This is a genomic window from Solwaraspora sp. WMMB762 (assembly GCF_049179115.1).
Taxonomy (GTDB): domain Bacteria; phylum Actinomycetota; class Actinomycetes; order Mycobacteriales; family Micromonosporaceae; genus Micromonospora_E.
This window is the reverse complement of sequence record NZ_JBMHMD010000001.1, coordinates 4,737,957-4,755,215: the sequence shown is the minus strand read 5'-3', so window position 1 is coordinate 4,755,215 and position 17,259 is coordinate 4,737,957. Positions and strand designations below refer to the sequence as shown.

Below are 17,259 nucleotides of genomic sequence, written 5' to 3'. Positions count from 1 at the left end.
TTGTTTGCAACCCGTGGGTTGACTGTGGTCCTTGATGTCCGTCCGAAATGATCTAGATTGCGATGCTATCTTGAGCCTCCCTAACACACAGTTTATCTGTGGCATCTGTGGTGTCATTTGCGTGGTTGAAGACGGTCGCGTCCTTCATCCTGAACCCTGGCTGACGATCAAGAAGAACAGGGTCTGTCAGTCGCCGGTTGTGTGGCGTGAGGCGAAGGACCGGGAGATCAAGTCGGGTAGCGGGAAAGCAATCAGTCGAGACTCATACCAGTGGGAGAGGCAGTTGGCGCAGCCTAGGGTTCAAGAGAGAGCTCATGTCGAGGTAGCTGTGGTTGGCTGCTACGCCCGTCATGAAGAACGTGCTCAGCACCCGCGCGGATGGGGCTACTTGGCGAGTGATGGCCACTTCGGTTTCGGTGCGACGACAACGTTTCGTAAATATGACGGCGACGGCGAACTTGCTGCGGAGTGCCGGGCACTTTTTTGGGCGATCAAGAAGCTCGTTCCTTACCGGCGCATTGAGATTCTGACCGATTATCCGGAGATCGTGCATATGGTCGATGCATGGCGCCAAGGTGACATAACGGCTGCGCCTCCCGGATACAACCATGACCGGCGTCCTTCTGGGCGTGAACCAAAGCTCCATATCGCTGGGCGGATCGTTGGCAACCATGCAGATGCCGTGACTACTAAACTACTCAGTGACTATTCGGAAAGCGGCCTAGGCCTCGGCGCGGACAAGCTCTCCGTCCTCGGATGGCGTTGGTGTGCCGGCGATCTCGACAAGGAATCTGCGACAGCGATGGCTTTAGCTGCTGCTGCCGATTCTCTCGGAGTGTCTCCCGATCTTGTGCAGACACCCAGTGCTGGCGATCGGCAGGAAGCCGACCAAACCGTAGTCTGATTGCTGTTTTATGTGTTCTTTTTCTGGCTTGGCCAGATTGCATGATGGGGGTCCCACCATAGTGCGTAGAAGTATGGGTCACGTCTGAATCCGTACAAGCGAGATTCGCCGGTGATTCGTAGCCTGCTGATCTGGGTCTCGTCGGAGAACCCCAGAGTTTCCAGCCTTTTGCGTGCATCTCTGTTTGGAATTGCTTCGATCGCATAATTCTTGCCCGGCTCGCCACCGTTGTTGAAGACCTGATCCGGTGTCATGGTTTCCATGGACTGTAGCCGGCGCATCATGTTGACGATGGTCAGCGAGTCTGATTTCGACAAACACCATGGGCCGTCGAGATCGAACCTAGACCAACTGATCGAAAGGAGGCCGTCGGCTGGCGGCTTGAATTTTGCCGCGCGAACAGCGGAAGCTGGAACGGCCTTGCGGGCAACAAGCCCAACCGCTCCAGCTTTCGGCGTAATTCTCTTTGGCTTGGCCATCCTTGGCCTAGTCTAGTCGTCGGTCGAGGTGAGCCCATCATAGTACTCGAACATGGCAGCATGGGTGATGCGCGCGGTGCCGCGTTCCATCGGGGCCAGACCGGCGTTCGACCGAGCGTCACGCCACGGCGCTTCTCGATGAGTCAGCTCGCTTAGCTGGTGCGCTGTCAGCTCCCCGTAGAATTCGAGTACTACATCAATGCTCTCCCGCTCACCAGCGGTCAGCGCGTCGGCGTGACCGGGCAACTCGCCCGGAGCAACCTGGAGGCGGCCCCGGTGGTGCAGGTAAAGGTCGGGGACCACTGGACCGTTGGCCCAAGCCTGAATCTCGTTGTCGAAGAGCGGACGATCCTCCCAGACGAGGTGCCAAGCTTGCGCGTAGTAGCACAGCTTCTGCAGTTTCATGGCCGTCATCGGGCCACGCCGGTCTAGTATGTAAGCTGCGACGTCTTCGATACGTGCCACGGTTGCTGCCTTTCGTTGGCGCACCCGAACCCCCCTCGAATGCGTCAGAAGGTGCCCCCCAGGTCCAGTGCTACCCCAACAACCTCGGGTAACACCTGCAACCAGATCATGAGGGCTACTCGTAGTGTCCTCGTGAACCCTCATGAGTTGGTCTTGTGTAAGTATGACCACTTACGAAAAGAACTTCCTGGTCACAACAACACATAAGGTGTTGTGATAAGAATCACAACTCGCTGGGGCTACTTGCTAAGAGACTCAGTCGGTGCGAGGGCTTGCGTTCTTTGTCGGGTCCGCGTCGTGATCGCGTTCAGCCCTGCTACGGGCGGATGAGGACGTCGTAGGTGGGGGAGTTGTCCCAGTTGGGGCGGAGCTGGGCGACGGTGCGCCAGCCCCAGGAGGCGTATGCGGCCTGCGCCGGGGCGTTCTTTGGGTCGGCGAGCAGGGTTGCTCTGGGCTCCTCCCGGTTGCCGAGCAACGCGTCGTGCAGCGCGCGGGCGATCCCCTGCCGCCGCCACGACTCGCGGACCATGAGTTCGCTGATCGCGAAGGTGCGCCGCCCATCCTCTGAGGTGAATCCGTCCGGTACGGGCGTGAGCAGCCCGGTCCACCAGCGGCCTGATGAGAGCGGGAAGCCATAGGTGTAGCCGACGAGTTCGTTGCCGACCGTGCCGGTGACGAGCTTCCAGCCGGGCAGCGTCATGTGCCCGTTGATCTGCCTGCGGTAGCGGTCCTCGCCGTGGAACGCGTCGGCCGGCTCGTCGTAGATCTCGATGTAGACGGCGACCAGGTCTTCAAGGATTGCCTTCGCCTGGTCAGCGTCGTAGACGTCGAGCTTGAGACCGTCGACCGCCATCAGGCGACCTTTGCGGCGTCGTACGCCTCGATGAAGTCACGAGCCGCCGGCACGTGAGGAGCCGTCCGCCCGAGGTCGGCTCGCAGGGTTGCCAGACGCTTCCGGGTTCGACGGGATTCAATCGAGGCCACGGCCGGCACGACGTCGTTCGCGACTCTGCCGGCTTCGACGTAATCGCCCTGCTGGTACAGGGCATCTGCGACGTCAACCCTGGTAAGGACGAGGTTCCGTCGAAAGAGGGGATCGGGATCCACGAGACCTTCAGCGAAGAGGCTGGATGCACGGTCTGGTCGGTTGAGGGCGAGATGACCGGCGCCCTCGATACCAGTCATCTCCAACGTGTTGACGAACTGGAGGTATGGCGGGTCGTCGAGTGCCGTCCCTCGGTCGAACTGAGTCTTGGCCTTGACCAGCTCGCGTCCGAAGCCGGATGCATCGCCGGCCTTGGCGTGGGCCAGCGTAGAGCGCAAGTGCAGCAGAGTCTTTAGACGGGGCGTAGCCCAGGGCGCGGCGATCCGCTGGGCAGCGTCAGCGAAGCGCAACGCCTCCGATGGATTGGCATCCCGTACCAGCATCGAGAGTTGTTGGAGGGCACGCACCTCAAGCCGGGGGTCGTCGCGGAGCCGGGCGCGGACGAAGGCTTCGTGTAGGAAGTGGCGGGACTCCTGACGGCGTTCGGCGTCGAGGGCGAGCCAGCCGGTCTGGACCTCCAGGTCACCGAGGCAGTCCTGCAGGGCCTCGCCGACCTGGCGGCTGTAGCTCGTCTCGCGCTCCCAGCGGGTGAGGCGGCGGTGCATGGCGATAGCGACGTCGCACAGGCTGTCACCGCCGACCGCCGCGTCGGCACGGCGGAAGGCCAGGATCGTCTCGGAGACCTGCTGCATGTGCTCCATGCCGAGGTGCTGCGGCACCTGCGGCGATGTGATCCAGTCGCGCAGCGGTGTGGCGATGCCGAGGCCGGCGAGAGCAGTGTTGATTGCGAAAGCACGGCGGTTCACAAGATCACCTCCATCGGTATCCCCAAATGCCACCGTACCGCCGGAATCGGTGCTGTCCAGAGCGAGATTCGTCGGCTCGGCGCTGAACAGTGCGTCGAGCTGATCAATTGCCAGGTCAAGGGCTTCGGCGAGTCGTGCCCGTACCGCTGGGTGTGGGTCTGTGTCACCGCGCTCCCACCGGGCGATCGTCGTGCGATCGACCTGTAGGAGCCTGGCCAGTCCTTCCTGGCTGAAGCCTGCCGTCCTACGCTGCCTGACCAGGTCGTGCCGCCGTGCCGTCACCTGGACGCCCTCCCGTCGCGTCGGACCAATGTCCACGGTGCACGTAGTACACACAGATCTACAAGATCAATGCAATGGGCTGTGGATAACTCTTCCGCTAGACTTGGCGTGGAAATTCCACGGCGATGCGGGTAAGTTGTCGCACACCTGTTTGTGCAGGTCAGCGAGCGATGCAACAGAAGTGCACCAGGAATGCCGCAGAAATGCACCTGCCGGCGGGCCGCGTGCGCCCGGCATTGTGGTGGCACGGCCCGGGGCGGGTGCCCGGCAACGCGGCTCCCAGGTCTGCAAACTCGGTTGGCGTGATCCCGCCCGCCCCGGCGCCTCTCCACGATTCTCTCCCCCAAGGAGGCACGGCGTGTTCAGGCGCAACGCGGCGACCGTACGGCACCGGCTGACGGCGGCGACCGGCGGCGACTACCAGAGCAACAGCGGACGCAACGGCGTACGGCGATCGCGGCTGACCGGGCCGGCGGTGCGCGCCATGCGGTTCCTGCCGCGCCGCTGGCGCGGCGGCCTCGACCCCGACGAGGTGTACGGCTACCTGGAACGGGTCGCCGACGAGGTCGACGAGCTGCGCCGTGAGCTGCGGATGGCCTGGGGCGAGGCGGACCGGGTGCGCAACGCGCTGCGCGCATGGCAGACCGAGCAGTTCGAGGCTCGGTTCGACCCGCAGCGGCAGGCCAACGGCCAGCACCACTACTACGCGGGTGCGCGGTGAGCAGCGGGCCGTCCGTCGGGGAGGCGGTGCCGGTCCGCGAGGACCTCGTCGCCGTCTACCGGGACATGCTGGCCGCCCACACCGACTCGCCGACGCTCAAGGTCTGCGTGTCCTGCCTGCGGAGCCGCTGCGACGACTGGCGCTGGGCGTACGAGCGGCTTGCCGCCGCCGGCCGGCTCCCCGACGGAGTCACCGACGACAGACCCGTACTTCCTCTTCTCTACGAGGAGGAGTAGCTCCCATGAGCTTGTACGACGGCGCGAAGTACCCCGGCATCCTGCTGCGCGACGGGCCGACCGGGCAGCGGGCCGCGCTGGCCGGCGGCCCCGACGTGTGGGAGGTCATCGCCGCGCGACACGCCATCAAGGCCGCCTCCCCGGAGCTGGACGGCGACGAGCTGGTCACCGAGATGATGGCGAGCACCGAGCTGACCCGGCACAGCGTCGACGTCGCGCTGCACTACTACGCCGACCACCGGGCCGAGATCGACGAATGGATCGCCGCCAACGAGGCAGCCGCCGAGCAGGGCGAACTGCTGTGGCGAGCCGAACAGGCCCGACGAACCGTCAGATGAGTCGGCCGGTCCCAACCAGCAGCGCCGTCGCCGTTCATCGGCTTGAGATAGTCACGCAGGATCTGCCACCCTGCCGCGTCGTCGACCGAGCCGGTGTGCGGGCGGCGTCCCGCGCGTACGGCCCGGTCTGCGGGCGTCAACACCCCGCCCACGGTAGAGCTCCCACCCACCCCGGCAACCGAATTCGGCTCGTCGTCGGTCGGTCAGGGGACCACGACCCTGCGTGGTTCCTTCTAGACTGCATGGCGAGGCACCAGGTCCTCGACGACAGGGATCAGATGTAGGAGTCGCGGCTCATGAGGATCGTCCGGGCGAAGCTGGAAGGCGTCAACGCCGAGCCCGGCCGCGTCGCGGCGGCCGACGTCGCCCGCATGATCCTTGGTCTTGAACGTGCCATAGCCCACGCGGCGTACCTGGTCCTCGGAAAGGCCCGGCGTGGGACCGGTCGGCACGTCCAGGCTATCGAAAGCGCGGCGCGCCTTCGCATGGTAGATATCCAGAGCGGAAGCTTTGTCGGAGTCTTCGCCTTGCCGGAAGCGGCAGAGCCAAACGACGACGAGCTGCCTATCTCCGTCGCGGACCTGAGTTCTCTTGCTTTTGATCGGCTGCTAGCCGTGATCACCGGCGGTGGCCCGGAAACAGACGCGGAGCTGGCCGCCGCGGTCGCTCGGTTAGCCGCAGATCTAGGGATCGGCGACCGAAACACAGCGATGACCTTGATCGATGACTCCCCGATGTCGACGGGACAGGCTTCACGCCAAGCGACTATCGATGCTGCAGTTCGGGAACGCCTGCAGCGCATCGGTGACCGGGTGCCCACGAGCAGGGATGAGACCCTGACCGGGGTGCTTTTCGAGGCAGATTTCGAAAGCCACACCGCTCGGTTGCGTCTTGCCAGCGGCGACGCTGTAGCAGTCAACTTCTCCTCCGAGCTTGCTGACCAGATTCAGGAGGCACTGCGCTCCCGCGCGAATCTTGAGGGCTACGTGCGTTACCACCCTCGGACAGCGCAGGCTACCAGCGTCGACCTGCGCGCAGTCTCCCGAAGCACCCAACTGGAGCTTGACGTTGACTCGTTCTGGGAGCCCCAGACCTTTGCTGGACTCCAGACAGCACAAGGAACGGACGGCTGGGTCAACGCGGCCGAGCTAGGGATGACCGATTTGACGGACGATGAGCGAGCCGCATTCCTCGCGGCTCTCGCCGAATGAGGCCGGAGGACGTCCCCAATGGGCCACTGCTCATTGACACGGACGTCGTGAGCTACTGGCTGATGGGAGCCGATCATGGCAGGGCGTTCATTAGCCTCACCGCAGGTCACGAGCAGGCCGTGAGTTTCGCTACGTACGGTGAGCTGCTCGCCAACGCCCACCGTCGACGGTGGGGTGCTCGTCGCATAGAGGATCTGCGCAGGCGGCTCAAGTCCTTCGTCGTGGTTCCCTACACGTCCCAGGTCGTAGAGCTTTGGGCAGAGATGCACGCGAAGCTCTCCGGGCACCTACAGAAGGGCGGCACGAACGACCTTTGGACCGCTGCGTGTGCCCTGGCGCTTCGCCCGCAACTGCCGGTCGCCACGAACAACCTGAGCGACTTCGGGACGATCTCGAAATCTTTCCCTGACCTGAGACTCATTCACCCTGATTTGTGAGGTCGCGATCTCCGGACGGTCTGTGTGGGGTGTGGCAGGGTCAGCAAGGACTGTGAGACTTGTTCGTTTTAGCCACCGCTCCCTGCTGCAAAATTTCGCTGCCTTCTGCAATATTAGTCGTACAGGCAAGTTTTGCAGTAGCTGAGCCAAATATTGCAGCCCTCGCGGTGGCTGTGCCGCCATGTTCACGCCTGAGCTAACCTGGATGTTACTAACATCGGTGTTACTAACATGGGAGTTAGCGTGGCGAGCTTCGTTGGGCGTACCCGGGAACTCGGCACCCTCGCCGCCGAGCTGGACCGCATCGCCTCGGCCCGGGACGACCGGCCCGGCCGCTGCCTGCTCATCCGAGGGCGGCGGCGGGTCGGCAAGTCCCGCCTGGTCGAGCGGTTCGTCGACGACGCGCAGGTGCCGTACCTCTACTTCACCGCCGCCGGTGCCGGCACCGCCACCGAACTGCGGCAACTCGTCGCCGACGCGGCCGAGTCGGCCCTGCCCGGCCGGGACCTGATCGCCGCCGCCAACCCGTCGGACTGGGACGCCGCGTTCCGGCTGCTGGCAGCGGCGCTGCCCGACGACACTCCCAGCGTCGTCGTCCTCGACGAAGTGCCCTATCTGATGGATCCCGAGCAGCAGTTCGAAGGCATCCTGCAGCGGGCCTGGGACCGGCTGCTGTCCCGCAAGCCGGTGCTGCTCGTCCTCATCGGCTCCGACCTGGCGATGATGGAGGCGCTCAACGACTACCGTCGGCCGTTCCACCAGCGTGGCCGCGAGATGGTGCTCGGCCCGCTCCACCCGGCCGACCTCGCCACCATGCTCGACCTGCCACCCGCCGACGCGATCGACGCCGCCCTGCTCACCGGCGGGCTGCCGCTGGTCGCCGCGCAATGGCCGCCCGGCGCCAGCGTCTGGGACTTCCTCGGCGCGGCACTGGCCGACCCGACATCGGCGCTGCTGGTCTCCGCGGAACGGTCACTCGCCGCCGAGTTCCCCGCCCAACTCCAGGCTCGCGAGGTGCTGACCGCGATCGGCTCCGGCGAACGGACGTTCACCAACATCGCCCGTACGGCCGGCGAACTGTCGGCTACGTCGCTGCACCGGTCCCTGGGAACCCTGCAGGCCAAGCGGCTCGTCACCGGTGAACTGCCGCTGTCGACCCGCCCGTCGAAGGACCGCCGCTACCGGATCGTCGACCCGTACCTGCGCTTCTGGCTGCGGTTTCTCGCCCCCGCGATGCCGGAGATCGAACGCGGCCGGGGTGACCTGACCCTGGCCCGCATCCGAACGAGCTTCCCGAGTTGGCGGGGCCGGGCGGTCGAGCCACTGATCCGCGACGCGCTCGCCCGGCTGCTGCCCGACGACTCGCTGCCGGCGGCACCCGCCATCGGCGCGTACTGGACGAGATCCAACGACGTCGAGATCGACATCGTCGGTGCCGACCGGGCACCGGTCGCCCGCGAACTGTACTTCGTCGGCTCGATCAAATGGCACGACCAGGCGCCGTTCGACGGGCACGACCTGTCCGCGCTGTTCCGGCACCGGGCAGCGCTGACCGACGAGCCGGTGCCGACCGTCGCCGTCTCCCGCAGTGGCGCGTCCTGCCGTGGCCTCGACGTGCTCTACCAGCCCGCCGACCTGCTTGCCGCCTGGCAGGACCGGTAGCGCGCGGTGATCTGTCGGCTACTCGACAGCGATCGATCCCGGATCGTGACTGAATGATCGCCACATGTAGACGCGGGGGCTCGGCCTGGGGAGGACGAGCATGGCGGTGGCGCACTCGGCGGTCAACCTGGTCGGCAGCCTGCTGCCCGGCGGCGTCCTGGGCCGCATCCGCGACGGCGACCCGACCGTGCCCGCCATCGACGCCCGCTCCTACCACCTGACCGCCGGCGAATCCGTCCGCCGGATCGCCAACCGCGACTTCGGCTACCTGCGCGACGAATTCAACCGGTACGCCGACCAGCAGGCCGGCACCGGCAGCCGCCGAAATCGGCGGCGCGCCGCCGACGACTGGCGGCACACCCTGCTGCGTACCCTCGACTTCGACGGCATCGAACGCCTACCCGGCGGCATCGTCGTCGACGAACAGCCGTTCCCGGTCAGCCACCGATGGCAGCAGGCCCTGCCGGTGCACCTGGCCCCCTGGGGTGCCGACCTCGACCGGCGGGCCGCCGGAGCGCCGCGCGGTACCCGCTCCCCGGCCGACGCCGCACCGCACGTGATGGTGCAACGGCTGCTCAACCAGAGCGACAAGCACCTGTGGGCGGTGCTGTGCAACGGGCCGCAGCTGCGGCTGCTGCGCGACTCCACCAACCTCGCCGGCAGCGCGTACCTCGAATTCGACCTGGCGGCGATCTTCCAGGGCGAACTGTTCGCCGACTTCCTGCTGTTCTACCGGATCGCCCACGCCAGCCGGTTCGAGATCATCGACCCGCAGGCCGGCGCCGCCTCCTGCCCGCTGGAAGAGTGGCGCACCTACGGCGCTCGGCAGGGCGAACGCGCCCTCACCAGCCTGCGGTACGGCGTACACGAAGCGTTGGAAACCCTCGGACAGGGCTTCCTCAGCCACCCGCACAACCGGCAACTGCGCGACGACGTCGCCGCCGGCCGGCTGACCCTGGCCGACCTGAAACGCTCCCTGCTGCGGCTCGTCTACAAGCTGATCTTCTGGATGGTCGTCGAGGACCGCGGCGTCCTGCTCGACCCGCACGCCAGCCGGGCCGCCCGCGACCGCTACGACACCTACTTCTCGTCCCGCCGGTTGCGCCGCCTCGCCGACACCCGCCGCCACTCCTGGCACGGCGACCTGTGGCAGAGCACCGCCCTGGTGTTCCAGCTGCTCGGCTCGGAAGCCGGCGGCCCGGTGATCGCCCTGCCCGCCCTCGGTGGCGTCTTCGAAACCAGCGAACTCGACCTGCCGCTGCGCCGCGCCCAGCTCACCAACTCGGCGCTGCTCACCGCCGTCACCCAGCTCAGCGTCCTCACCGGCCGGCGGGCCGACCGCCGGCAGTGGGTCGACTGGGCGCGGCTCGGCGCGGAAGAACTTGGCAGCGTGTACGAGGCACTGCTGGAGCTGCACCCCTGCTGGGACGCCCACACCGGTACGTTCTGCTTCGTCAAGGTCAAAGGCAGCGACCGGAAGAAAACCGGCGCCTACTACACCCCGCCGTCCCTCGTCGACGAACTCCTCGACTCCACGTTGGAGCCGCTGCTCGACGAGGCCTGCGACGCCGACACCCCCGCCGAACGCGTCGCCGCCCTGGAGCGCATCACCGTCTGCGACCCGGCCTGCGGATCCGGGCACTTCCTCATCGGCGCGGCCCGCCGCATCGCCCGTCGCGTCGCCATCGAGGAAACCGACGACCTGGAACCCCACCCCGACGCCGTCCAGGCCGCGATGCGCAAGGTCACCACCCGCTGCCTGTACGGCGTCGACAGTAATGAAATGGCAGTCGAGCTGGCCAAACTCTCCCTCTGGCTGGAAGCGGTCGAACCCGGCAAACCCCTCGGCTACCTCGACGCGCACCTGCGGGTCGGCAACTCGCTGCTCGGTGCCACCCCGGCGCAACTCGCCGCCGGCATCCCCGACGCCGCGTACACCGCCCTCGACGGCGACAGCCGCGCCGTCGTCACCGCCCTACGCCGGGAAAACGCCAGCCAGTCACCCGGTGTCCGACCACTGACCACCGACAGCGTCGGCAACCTCGACCTCGCCGCCGAAGCCGCCGCCATCGCCCACCTGGCACCCTGCGAAACCCTCGCTGACGTGCACATCCAGGCCCAACGCGACAAGACCCTCGACCCGCACCGGCGTCGACTGCGGCAGATCGCTGACGCCTGGTGCGCCGCGTTCGTCGCCCCGAAGATCCCCAGGAACCGGGCGTACGGCCTCACCAACGCGATGCTGGCCCGCATCGCCGCCGACGAGCGCAGCGACGACGTCGAGCGCGCCCGGCAGCTCGTCGACACGATGGTCCGGCAGTACGGCTTCTTCCACTGGCACATCGAGTTCCCGCACATCTTCGAAGTCCCCGCCGACGGGGATCACGCCGACAAGGCCGGCGTCGACCCGGCCACCGGCTGGCGCGGCGGCTTCAGCTGCGTACTGACCAACCCGCCCTGGGAGCGGGTCAAACTCCAGGAGCAGGAGTTCTTCGACGGCCAGCACGAAGCGGTCGCCGGTGCGCCGAACGCCGCCGCCCGCAAGAAGCTGATCGCCGCACTCGCCGACAGCGCGCAGCCCGCCGAGCGTGACCTGCACCTGAGCTGGACAAAGGCGCTACGCACCGCCAGCGGTGTCAGCCACCTGCTGCGGACCGCCGGCCGGCACCGGCTCACCGGGCGCGGCGACATCAACACGTACGCCGTCTTCGCCGAAACCAGCCGGACGCTGCTCGCCACCACCGGCCAGCTCGGCATGATCGTGCCGACGGGTATCGCCACCGATGCGACCACCCAGGACTTCTTCAAGGACCTGGTGCGTCGTCGGAGTCTGGTGTCGTTGTTCGACTTCGAGAACGAGGACCGGGTCTTTCCGGGAGTGCATCACTCGTTTCGGTTTTCGCTGTTGACGGTGGCGGGTGTGCGGCGGCCGGTTGATCAGGTGTCGTTGGTGTTCCGGGTGCGGCAGGTGGATCAGATCGCGCGGCGGGCGTACGCGTTGACGCCGGAGGAGATCAGTCTGTTGAATCCGAACACGGGGACGTGTCCGGTGTTTCTGTCGCGGCGGGATGCGGAGATCACGTTGGGGATCTACCGTCGGGTGCCGGTGTTGTGGCGCGAGGACAGTCCGGACGGTAACCCGTGGGGTGTGTCGTTCCTGCGGATGTTCGACATGGCGAGCGACTCGGGGTCGTTCCGTGGCTATGACGACCTGGTTGGCGACGGCTGGTCCCTGGAAGGCAACCACTTCGTCCGGGGCGACGAGCGCATGCTGCCGTTGTACGAGGCAAAGATGGTCCACTTCTACGACCACCGGTTCGGTACGTACGAGGGTGCGACGCAGGCGCAGTTGAACGTCGGGACGCTACCCCGGTTCACCGACGCCGATCACGATGATCCAGCGCGGTTGCCGCTGCCGCGTTACTGGGTGCCGAAGCGGGCGATGGATGAGCGGCTGGCCGGTCGTTGGTCGCACGACTGGTTCCTCGGTTGGCGCGACATCGCCCGCAGCACCGACGAACGCACTCTGATCCCCGCAGTCGTACCTCGGATAGCGGTCAACCACAAGTTTCCACTCATGACCGTCGGGCCACAGGCGTGCGAGATCCAGGCGGCTTTGTCATCGATGGTGGTTGACTACGTGCTTCGACAGAAGCATGTCGGTACGTCGCTGGCGTACTTCCTGTTGAAGCAGCTGCCCGTGCTGCCGCCATGGCGGTACGCCGAACCGGTGCCCTGGGATTCGGATGTGGTCGATCTGTCGACGTGGATCCGGCCCCGGGTGCTGGAGCTGACCTACACCGCGCACGACCTCGCACCGTACGCCCGTGACCTCGGCGACGACGGCCCGCCGTTCCGGTGGGACCCGCGGCGACGCGATCTCATCCGCGCCGAACTCGACGCCGCCTACTTCCACCTGTACGGGGTGGACCGGGATGACGTCGACCACATCATGGAGACCTTCACGGTCGTCCGGGACAAGGACGAGGGGACCCACGGCGAGTACCGCACCAAACGTCTGATCCTGGAGCTCTACGACGCGATGGCCACTGCCATCCGCACCGGTACGACGTACCGTTCCCCGCTCGACGCGGCTCGCAGACAGCACCGAGACCACGCCACGTCCGTCAGCAGCGAAGCCTAGCCGGGCAGGGACGAAATGCCGCTCATCTACTACGCGCGGGCGATCGACGGCCTGGACCGTGCGACAGTACTTGCTGAAGGTGCCCTGGTCGGCGAAGTCGGATGTCGTTCTGATGGACTTCTCGATATCTGGCAGGAGCTACATCGGCTGCATCTGTGAGTTGGTCTATTCCTATATGTGGAAAATACCCGTTGTCGTGATCGTTGGTGATACCGGACATGAGGCGCGACCGTGGCTTCGCTATCATGCCTCCTATATCGTTACGGGGCGGCAGGCCGCAATAGATATTGTGTCGGAGATTCTAGCGACCTGACCTTCCGCGGGTCATGGCAATCTGAAGGAGAAGCAGGCTGACTGGGACACCGACGCCAAGAGCGACGTCCTTGGCGGGAAGTGTCTCGGTTGCTACTACGGTGGAACCCAGGGCGATGGTCAAAAGTAGAACGGCTGGCGCCCAATTTCGTCGCAGGGTTGAGAGGGTAGAGCGGAAAAGCCTCGATAGAATTATCAGTTGCAGTGGGACTGAGGAGTCTGAGCCTCCCCTCATGACAGCTGTACCGGGCGAGAGGGCAGTTATGCTGTCGCAATTTCGGAGGATGGCATCCTTGAAATCCGACAGTGCTTCAAGAAATGGCCAAACGGTCCACATCGAAAGCGCGGTGGAGCCGTCGACGCCGGGCCACTTTCCATCGTCGTCCTGGCTCTCTAGGATCGTTATAGCCGCTCTTGCTGTCAAGCTGTAGTTCGTAGAGTTTGGCTGCCGAACAAGTGCACTTAGTACGTAGGGTAGACCGTGGTGCCAGATTGAGTTCTGCCAGGTTTGGTTGGTTCCGTCGGGACCCATCCGCGTGATGTTGTAGTTCTCTAGGCGTGCGTCGTCGTCATAGATGGTGCTCGTATCCGCCGATTCGTTTAGCCATCGGTATGCATTTTCTACGGCGTCGGACAAGACCTTGTCGTTTCGATGAATATTGCTTTCAACGAGCGCCACCAGGACGATCGCGGTGTGCGTCACGGTGGGAGCTTGGCCGCTACGTTCGCCCCAGCCACGAGCCTTGCTGTCCCGAGCCCCTATCAGCCAGTCTGCGGCTGCACGGAGCGCCGGAGCGGTCCGATCGAGCACTCCCAGGGCGCGGACCGCCATGGCCGTAAGCCACACTCGCGACGCTTGACCCTTGAACGCGCCCCAGCCGCCATCATCGTTCTGGTTGTGGATTAGCCAAAATGCGGCGCGTCGAATATCTGGTGCATTGGTCGCGAACGCGAGACCTGTTTTCTGCATGAGATGACAGATCATTGCGGTTGCCTCTGTCACCGGTTGACCGAAACTGGTATTGGTTGCCCACCCGCCGTCGAGCAAGGGGTCCTCGGAGGAGATCTGACGGTGGCTGAGAAATTGGAGACAGTGGTCTTGGTGCTCAAATTTCGATTCGTGTAGGAGAAAACTGCTCAACGCGGTTATTGTTGCGGACGGGCCAGGGGTGGGGATATCCAATAGGTGGTACCAGCCGCCCTGTGTCTTCTCGACACCGTGGTACGTGCGGCGCAGCAGGTCCAGTGACTTCCCGACCCGGGAGTCAATATTCCTGCGATCGATTTTTTCCACGGCCATCCCGGGGGGTGAACGCCGATGATATACGGCGGCTAGACTTCCTTGTATGCGACTGCGCTGATGAAGGCGCTCTCCTTGGTGGACGCGTACTTACCAAAGTGTGTTTCAATCGTTTCAATCTGCCAGTCGTGGAGGAGGTCCTTGACATATCCTTCATCGAAAAAGTGCCGTATATGTCCGCATCGATTGAAGATGTGCTCGCCGAGCTTTTCGCCATCGCCGTAGTAAGGATCTTCCGTCGATTTTACACAGAAGACCAAAACGCCCTGTGGCTTGAGCACTCGATGAATTTCGGAAAAAATTCGGCGTGTCGCATTGTCTCTAAAGTAGTGTAGTGCGAGATGGGAAAATACTCCGTCGAATGATTCGTCACCGAATGGCAGCAGCTCCGATATGTCCCATACTTGGAGGCTGCTCTTTACCTTCCTTAGCATCCTTGTTCGGTGTGGGACAATTGTGTGTGCCTGTTCAATGGCAACCGCCGAAAAATCTATGCCCCACACGTTGCATCCGGCTAGCGCCATTGCGCGAAGGTCGTGTCCTTGCCCGCATCCGAGATCGAGTACATCGGGGTTCTTATTGGTGTCTGGTAGCTTCCGAAGGAACGTGTTGCGAACTTTTCGGTGTATCGAGTCCTTGCCCGTGGCCCCACGCCTGCGGTGCCAGCCATCCCAAAAATTCAGTTGATCCGGAAGCTTCTGATCTTTTGTACTAGGCATCTTCTCGACCGTCTGATAGAAGTTGTGGTTGCCTTGGCTGAGGGTGGCTCGGGTATCCTCGCAGTCGTTCTTGTGTCTGTTCAATATTCTCCCACTGTGGGTAGAGGGCGTAGTCCCATTCGTCTGGGCGCCCAATGACTTTGGCGATGTGCCTTCTAAAAAACTGGGAGACTCCAACGTCGCGTGCGTAATGTGCACTCTTGCCGGACTCCCGGTACATCAGGTATCCGTCTCTCCTCAATGACGCCGGGATGTCATCGACGCGGGACAGGGATCCTACGAAGTCGACATCCAGTTTCAAGAGATTCAACGAGTAAGTGCCTGGAATGATGTGAATGTGAGAATGTGTTATGCATGCGGACCTGCGGCGTTCGGCATCGCGGCATGACCCGTGTTCGAATGCGGTTGCCGGTCCGTAGGCGTCCTCGATCATTTCCAATGCTCGCCTGACGAACGCGAGGAAGCCTTCGGCCAGGTCCAGGGGCATGCCCCATACTGAGTTGTGGTGCTGCGCGGGTGCGACGAGGACGTATCCGGGGACGAAGGCACCGACTGCGCAGACTGCGGCTCCGACACCCGGTTCTCTCAGCAAAGGTCGGTCGTACCAGGGAAGATCGAATTCTGAGTCTTCATTGATCCGACAGAACAGGCAAGCGTCCCGGCTACCCTCGGCGGCGGCAAGCATGGCGACAGGTCTCCTTCTGAAGCCGTACGGTAACCGAAAGTGTGACTGGATAGGTGCGTGGGACCTTGGAATACCGCAAGCGCGCGAGGTGGGTTAGGCGGTTGTGGGGATCCAGGGGCTGCCGGCGGCGGCTCGGGTGAGTGCGTCGAGCATGTTGATGCCGTGTCGGGTGGCGGTGGCGGTGTAGCTGCGGATCGCGGCGAAGTGTTCGGCTCCGGTCATGGTGCGCATGCTGCCGGAGACCTTGATCCGGAGTTTCGGCATGCGGATGGTCCGCTCGGCCGGGTTGTTGTCGAACGGCACGGCCGGGTCGGTGAGGAACCGCAGGTAGTCGGCACGTCGGTCCCGTAGCCGCACGAACAGGGCGTGGTACTTGCGGTGCAGTTTGTCGGTTCGGGCGGCGGTGGCTGCGGCGCCGAGCACGACGGCCGAGCGCAGCAGGTGGGTCTGTTCGGCGAGGTCGGCCGGGTCGGGTTCGCAGCCGTCGGCGCGGGCCGTGACCGTCAGGCGGTTCAGGTGCCGCAGGGCGTCGATGGCCTGGCCGGCGAGGTCGGCGACCTGCCCGGTGGCGGTGTCGACCACGTAGACCAGTTCCCGCAGCACGTGGGCGTTGCACAGGGCGTGGACCGCGTCGGTGTAGGTGTCGTACGGGGCCCACGCGTCGTGCACGGCGACGCCGGTGTATCCGGGTAGCACGCCGGCGTCGTCCATTCCGGCGGTGCCGCGCCGGCGGTGCGCGGTGAGGAGCACGTCGGTGGGTGTGGAGGCGGAGTGCAGCCAGGCGAGGCGGCCGTCGACGCGTATGCCGGTCTCGTCGAAGTGCGCGACCGGGGCGTGGCGGACGCGGTCACGGATCACGGGGAGCACCGTGTCGATGACGCCGAGGGCGGTGCGGGTGACCCAGGCGGTGATGGTGGCCGCCGCGACGGGCAGGCCGAACAGGTCACGGATCGCGTCGGCGGTGCGGCCGATGGACAGGAACTGTCCGTGCAGCAGGTAGACGCCGATCGCGGCGATCCGTGGTCCGTAGACGGCGGGCGCGGTGGACCCCGCCGGTGTCGCGGCGGTGGTGTGGTGCCCGCACGGGCAGGCGACGGTGACGATCTGGTGCTCGGTCACCACGACCCGGGGCTGGGGGATGTCGAACACCTGCCGGCGGGTGACCGTCACCTCGGCCGGGTCGGTCAGGCCGTCACCGCAGCCGCCACAGATGTCCGGCACGTGCCGGACGACCACGTCCGGATCCGCTACCTGGGACAGGGTGGTGCCCTCGCCCCCGGCCGGGCGGCCCGGCCGGCGACCCGAACGGCCCCGCAGCGACTTCGGCGCCGGTTTAGCCAGCCCGTCGCTCGACGGCGGTTTCGACGAGTTGCTCGACGACTGCTTCAACCGGGCCTCAAGCTCAGCGATCCGCGTCAGCGCCTGCTCCAGCCGTGCGGCCAGCCCGGCGTTCAACGCCAACAACTCGTCATACGACGGCGGCGGATCGGCGGGCATGGCTGGTCAACCTACC

General features: G+C 64.9%; 15 protein-coding genes. 8 read left to right on the top strand and 7 right to left on the bottom strand.

Translation table 11 applies throughout. From position 1 onward, the window contains the following. The first annotated feature begins 121 nt into the window (after positions 1-121). On the top strand, positions 122-904 hold the full coding sequence (locus ACN27J_RS21175) for a hypothetical protein (RefSeq protein ID WP_421368812.1): 783 nt from the start codon (positions 122-124) through the stop codon (positions 902-904). Positions 905-912: 8 nt separating this feature from the next. Here ACN27J_RS21175 and ACN27J_RS21170 read toward each other — a convergent pair whose 3' ends face one another. From ACN27J_RS21170 to ACN27J_RS21155, 4 genes are all read right to left on the bottom strand, one after another. Next, on the bottom strand, positions 913-1,383 hold the full coding sequence (locus tag ACN27J_RS21170) for a hypothetical protein (protein ID WP_421368810.1): 471 nt from the start codon (positions 1,381-1,383) through the stop codon (positions 913-915). Positions 1,384-1,395: 12 nt separating this feature from the next. Further along, positions 1,396-1,788, bottom strand: coding sequence for a Panacea domain-containing protein (locus ACN27J_RS21165; protein WP_421368807.1), 393 nt, complete (start codon positions 1,786-1,788; stop codon positions 1,396-1,398). A gap of 376 nt (positions 1,789-2,164) precedes the next feature. Further along, positions 2,165-2,701, bottom strand: a complete 537-nt coding sequence (locus tag ACN27J_RS21160) for a GNAT family N-acetyltransferase (protein WP_421368806.1) — start codon at positions 2,699-2,701, stop codon at positions 2,165-2,167. Beyond that, on the bottom strand, positions 2,701-3,981 hold the full coding sequence (locus ACN27J_RS21155) for a helix-turn-helix transcriptional regulator (RefSeq protein ID WP_421368804.1): 1,281 nt from the start codon (positions 3,979-3,981) through the stop codon (positions 2,701-2,703). The genes ACN27J_RS21160 and ACN27J_RS21155 overlap by 1 nt, the downstream gene beginning before the upstream one ends. Before the next feature lie 358 nt (positions 3,982-4,339). Between ACN27J_RS21155 and ACN27J_RS21150 the strand changes: the two genes are divergently transcribed. From ACN27J_RS21150 to ACN27J_RS21120, 7 genes are all read left to right on the top strand, one after another. Continuing rightward, complete coding sequence (locus ACN27J_RS21150; RefSeq protein ID WP_421368801.1) at positions 4,340-4,702, top strand: hypothetical protein; 363 nt, start codon at positions 4,340-4,342, stop codon at positions 4,700-4,702. Further along, complete coding sequence (locus tag ACN27J_RS21145) at positions 4,699-4,938, top strand: hypothetical protein (RefSeq protein ID WP_421368799.1); 240 nt, start codon at positions 4,699-4,701, stop codon at positions 4,936-4,938. Before ACN27J_RS21150 ends, ACN27J_RS21145 begins: the two co-directional genes overlap by 4 nt. A gap of 5 nt (positions 4,939-4,943) precedes the next feature. Further along, entirely contained in the window at positions 4,944-5,276 is a 333-nt protein-coding gene (locus tag ACN27J_RS21140; RefSeq protein ID WP_421368798.1) for a hypothetical protein, read from the top strand. A gap of 296 nt (positions 5,277-5,572) precedes the next feature. Then, positions 5,573-6,487: a hypothetical protein gene (locus tag ACN27J_RS21135; RefSeq protein ID WP_416550928.1), complete on the top strand. Its 915-nt coding sequence runs from the start codon at positions 5,573-5,575 to the stop codon at positions 6,485-6,487. Next, entirely contained in the window at positions 6,484-6,924 is a 441-nt protein-coding gene (locus ACN27J_RS21130; RefSeq protein ID WP_416550929.1) for a PIN domain-containing protein, read from the top strand. Before ACN27J_RS21135 ends, ACN27J_RS21130 begins: the two co-directional genes overlap by 4 nt. 243 nt (positions 6,925-7,167) lie before the next feature. Next, the gene (locus ACN27J_RS21125; RefSeq protein ID WP_421368796.1) at positions 7,168-8,586 is read left to right on the top strand and encodes an ATP-binding protein; all 1,419 of its coding nucleotides are present in this window, start codon (positions 7,168-7,170) and stop codon (positions 8,584-8,586) included. A 100-nt stretch (positions 8,587-8,686) separates the two neighbouring features. Next, positions 8,687-12,730 (top strand): Eco57I restriction-modification methylase domain-containing protein, encoded by a 4,044-nt coding sequence (locus tag ACN27J_RS21120; RefSeq protein WP_421368794.1) that lies wholly within the window; start codon positions 8,687-8,689, stop codon positions 12,728-12,730. Between the two features lie 301 nt (positions 12,731-13,031). Here the strand turns inward: ACN27J_RS21120 and ACN27J_RS21115 are convergent, their stop codons facing one another. From ACN27J_RS21115 to tnpC, 3 genes are all read right to left on the bottom strand, one after another. Next, positions 13,032-14,336, bottom strand: coding sequence for a prenyltransferase/squalene oxidase repeat-containing protein (locus ACN27J_RS21115; RefSeq protein ID WP_421368792.1), 1,305 nt, complete (start codon positions 14,334-14,336; stop codon positions 13,032-13,034). A 38-nt stretch (positions 14,337-14,374) separates the two neighbouring features. Beyond that, positions 14,375-15,145 carry a class I SAM-dependent methyltransferase gene (locus ACN27J_RS21110; protein WP_421368790.1) on the bottom strand — a complete coding sequence of 257 codons (771 nt, stop codon included), beginning with the start codon at positions 15,143-15,145 and terminating at the stop codon, positions 14,375-14,377. Positions 15,146-15,839: 694 nt separating this feature from the next. Continuing rightward, complete coding sequence (gene tnpC / locus ACN27J_RS21105; RefSeq protein ID WP_421368788.1) at positions 15,840-17,243, bottom strand: IS66 family transposase; 1,404 nt, start codon at positions 17,241-17,243, stop codon at positions 15,840-15,842. Between the last annotated feature and the right edge of the window lie 16 nt (positions 17,244-17,259).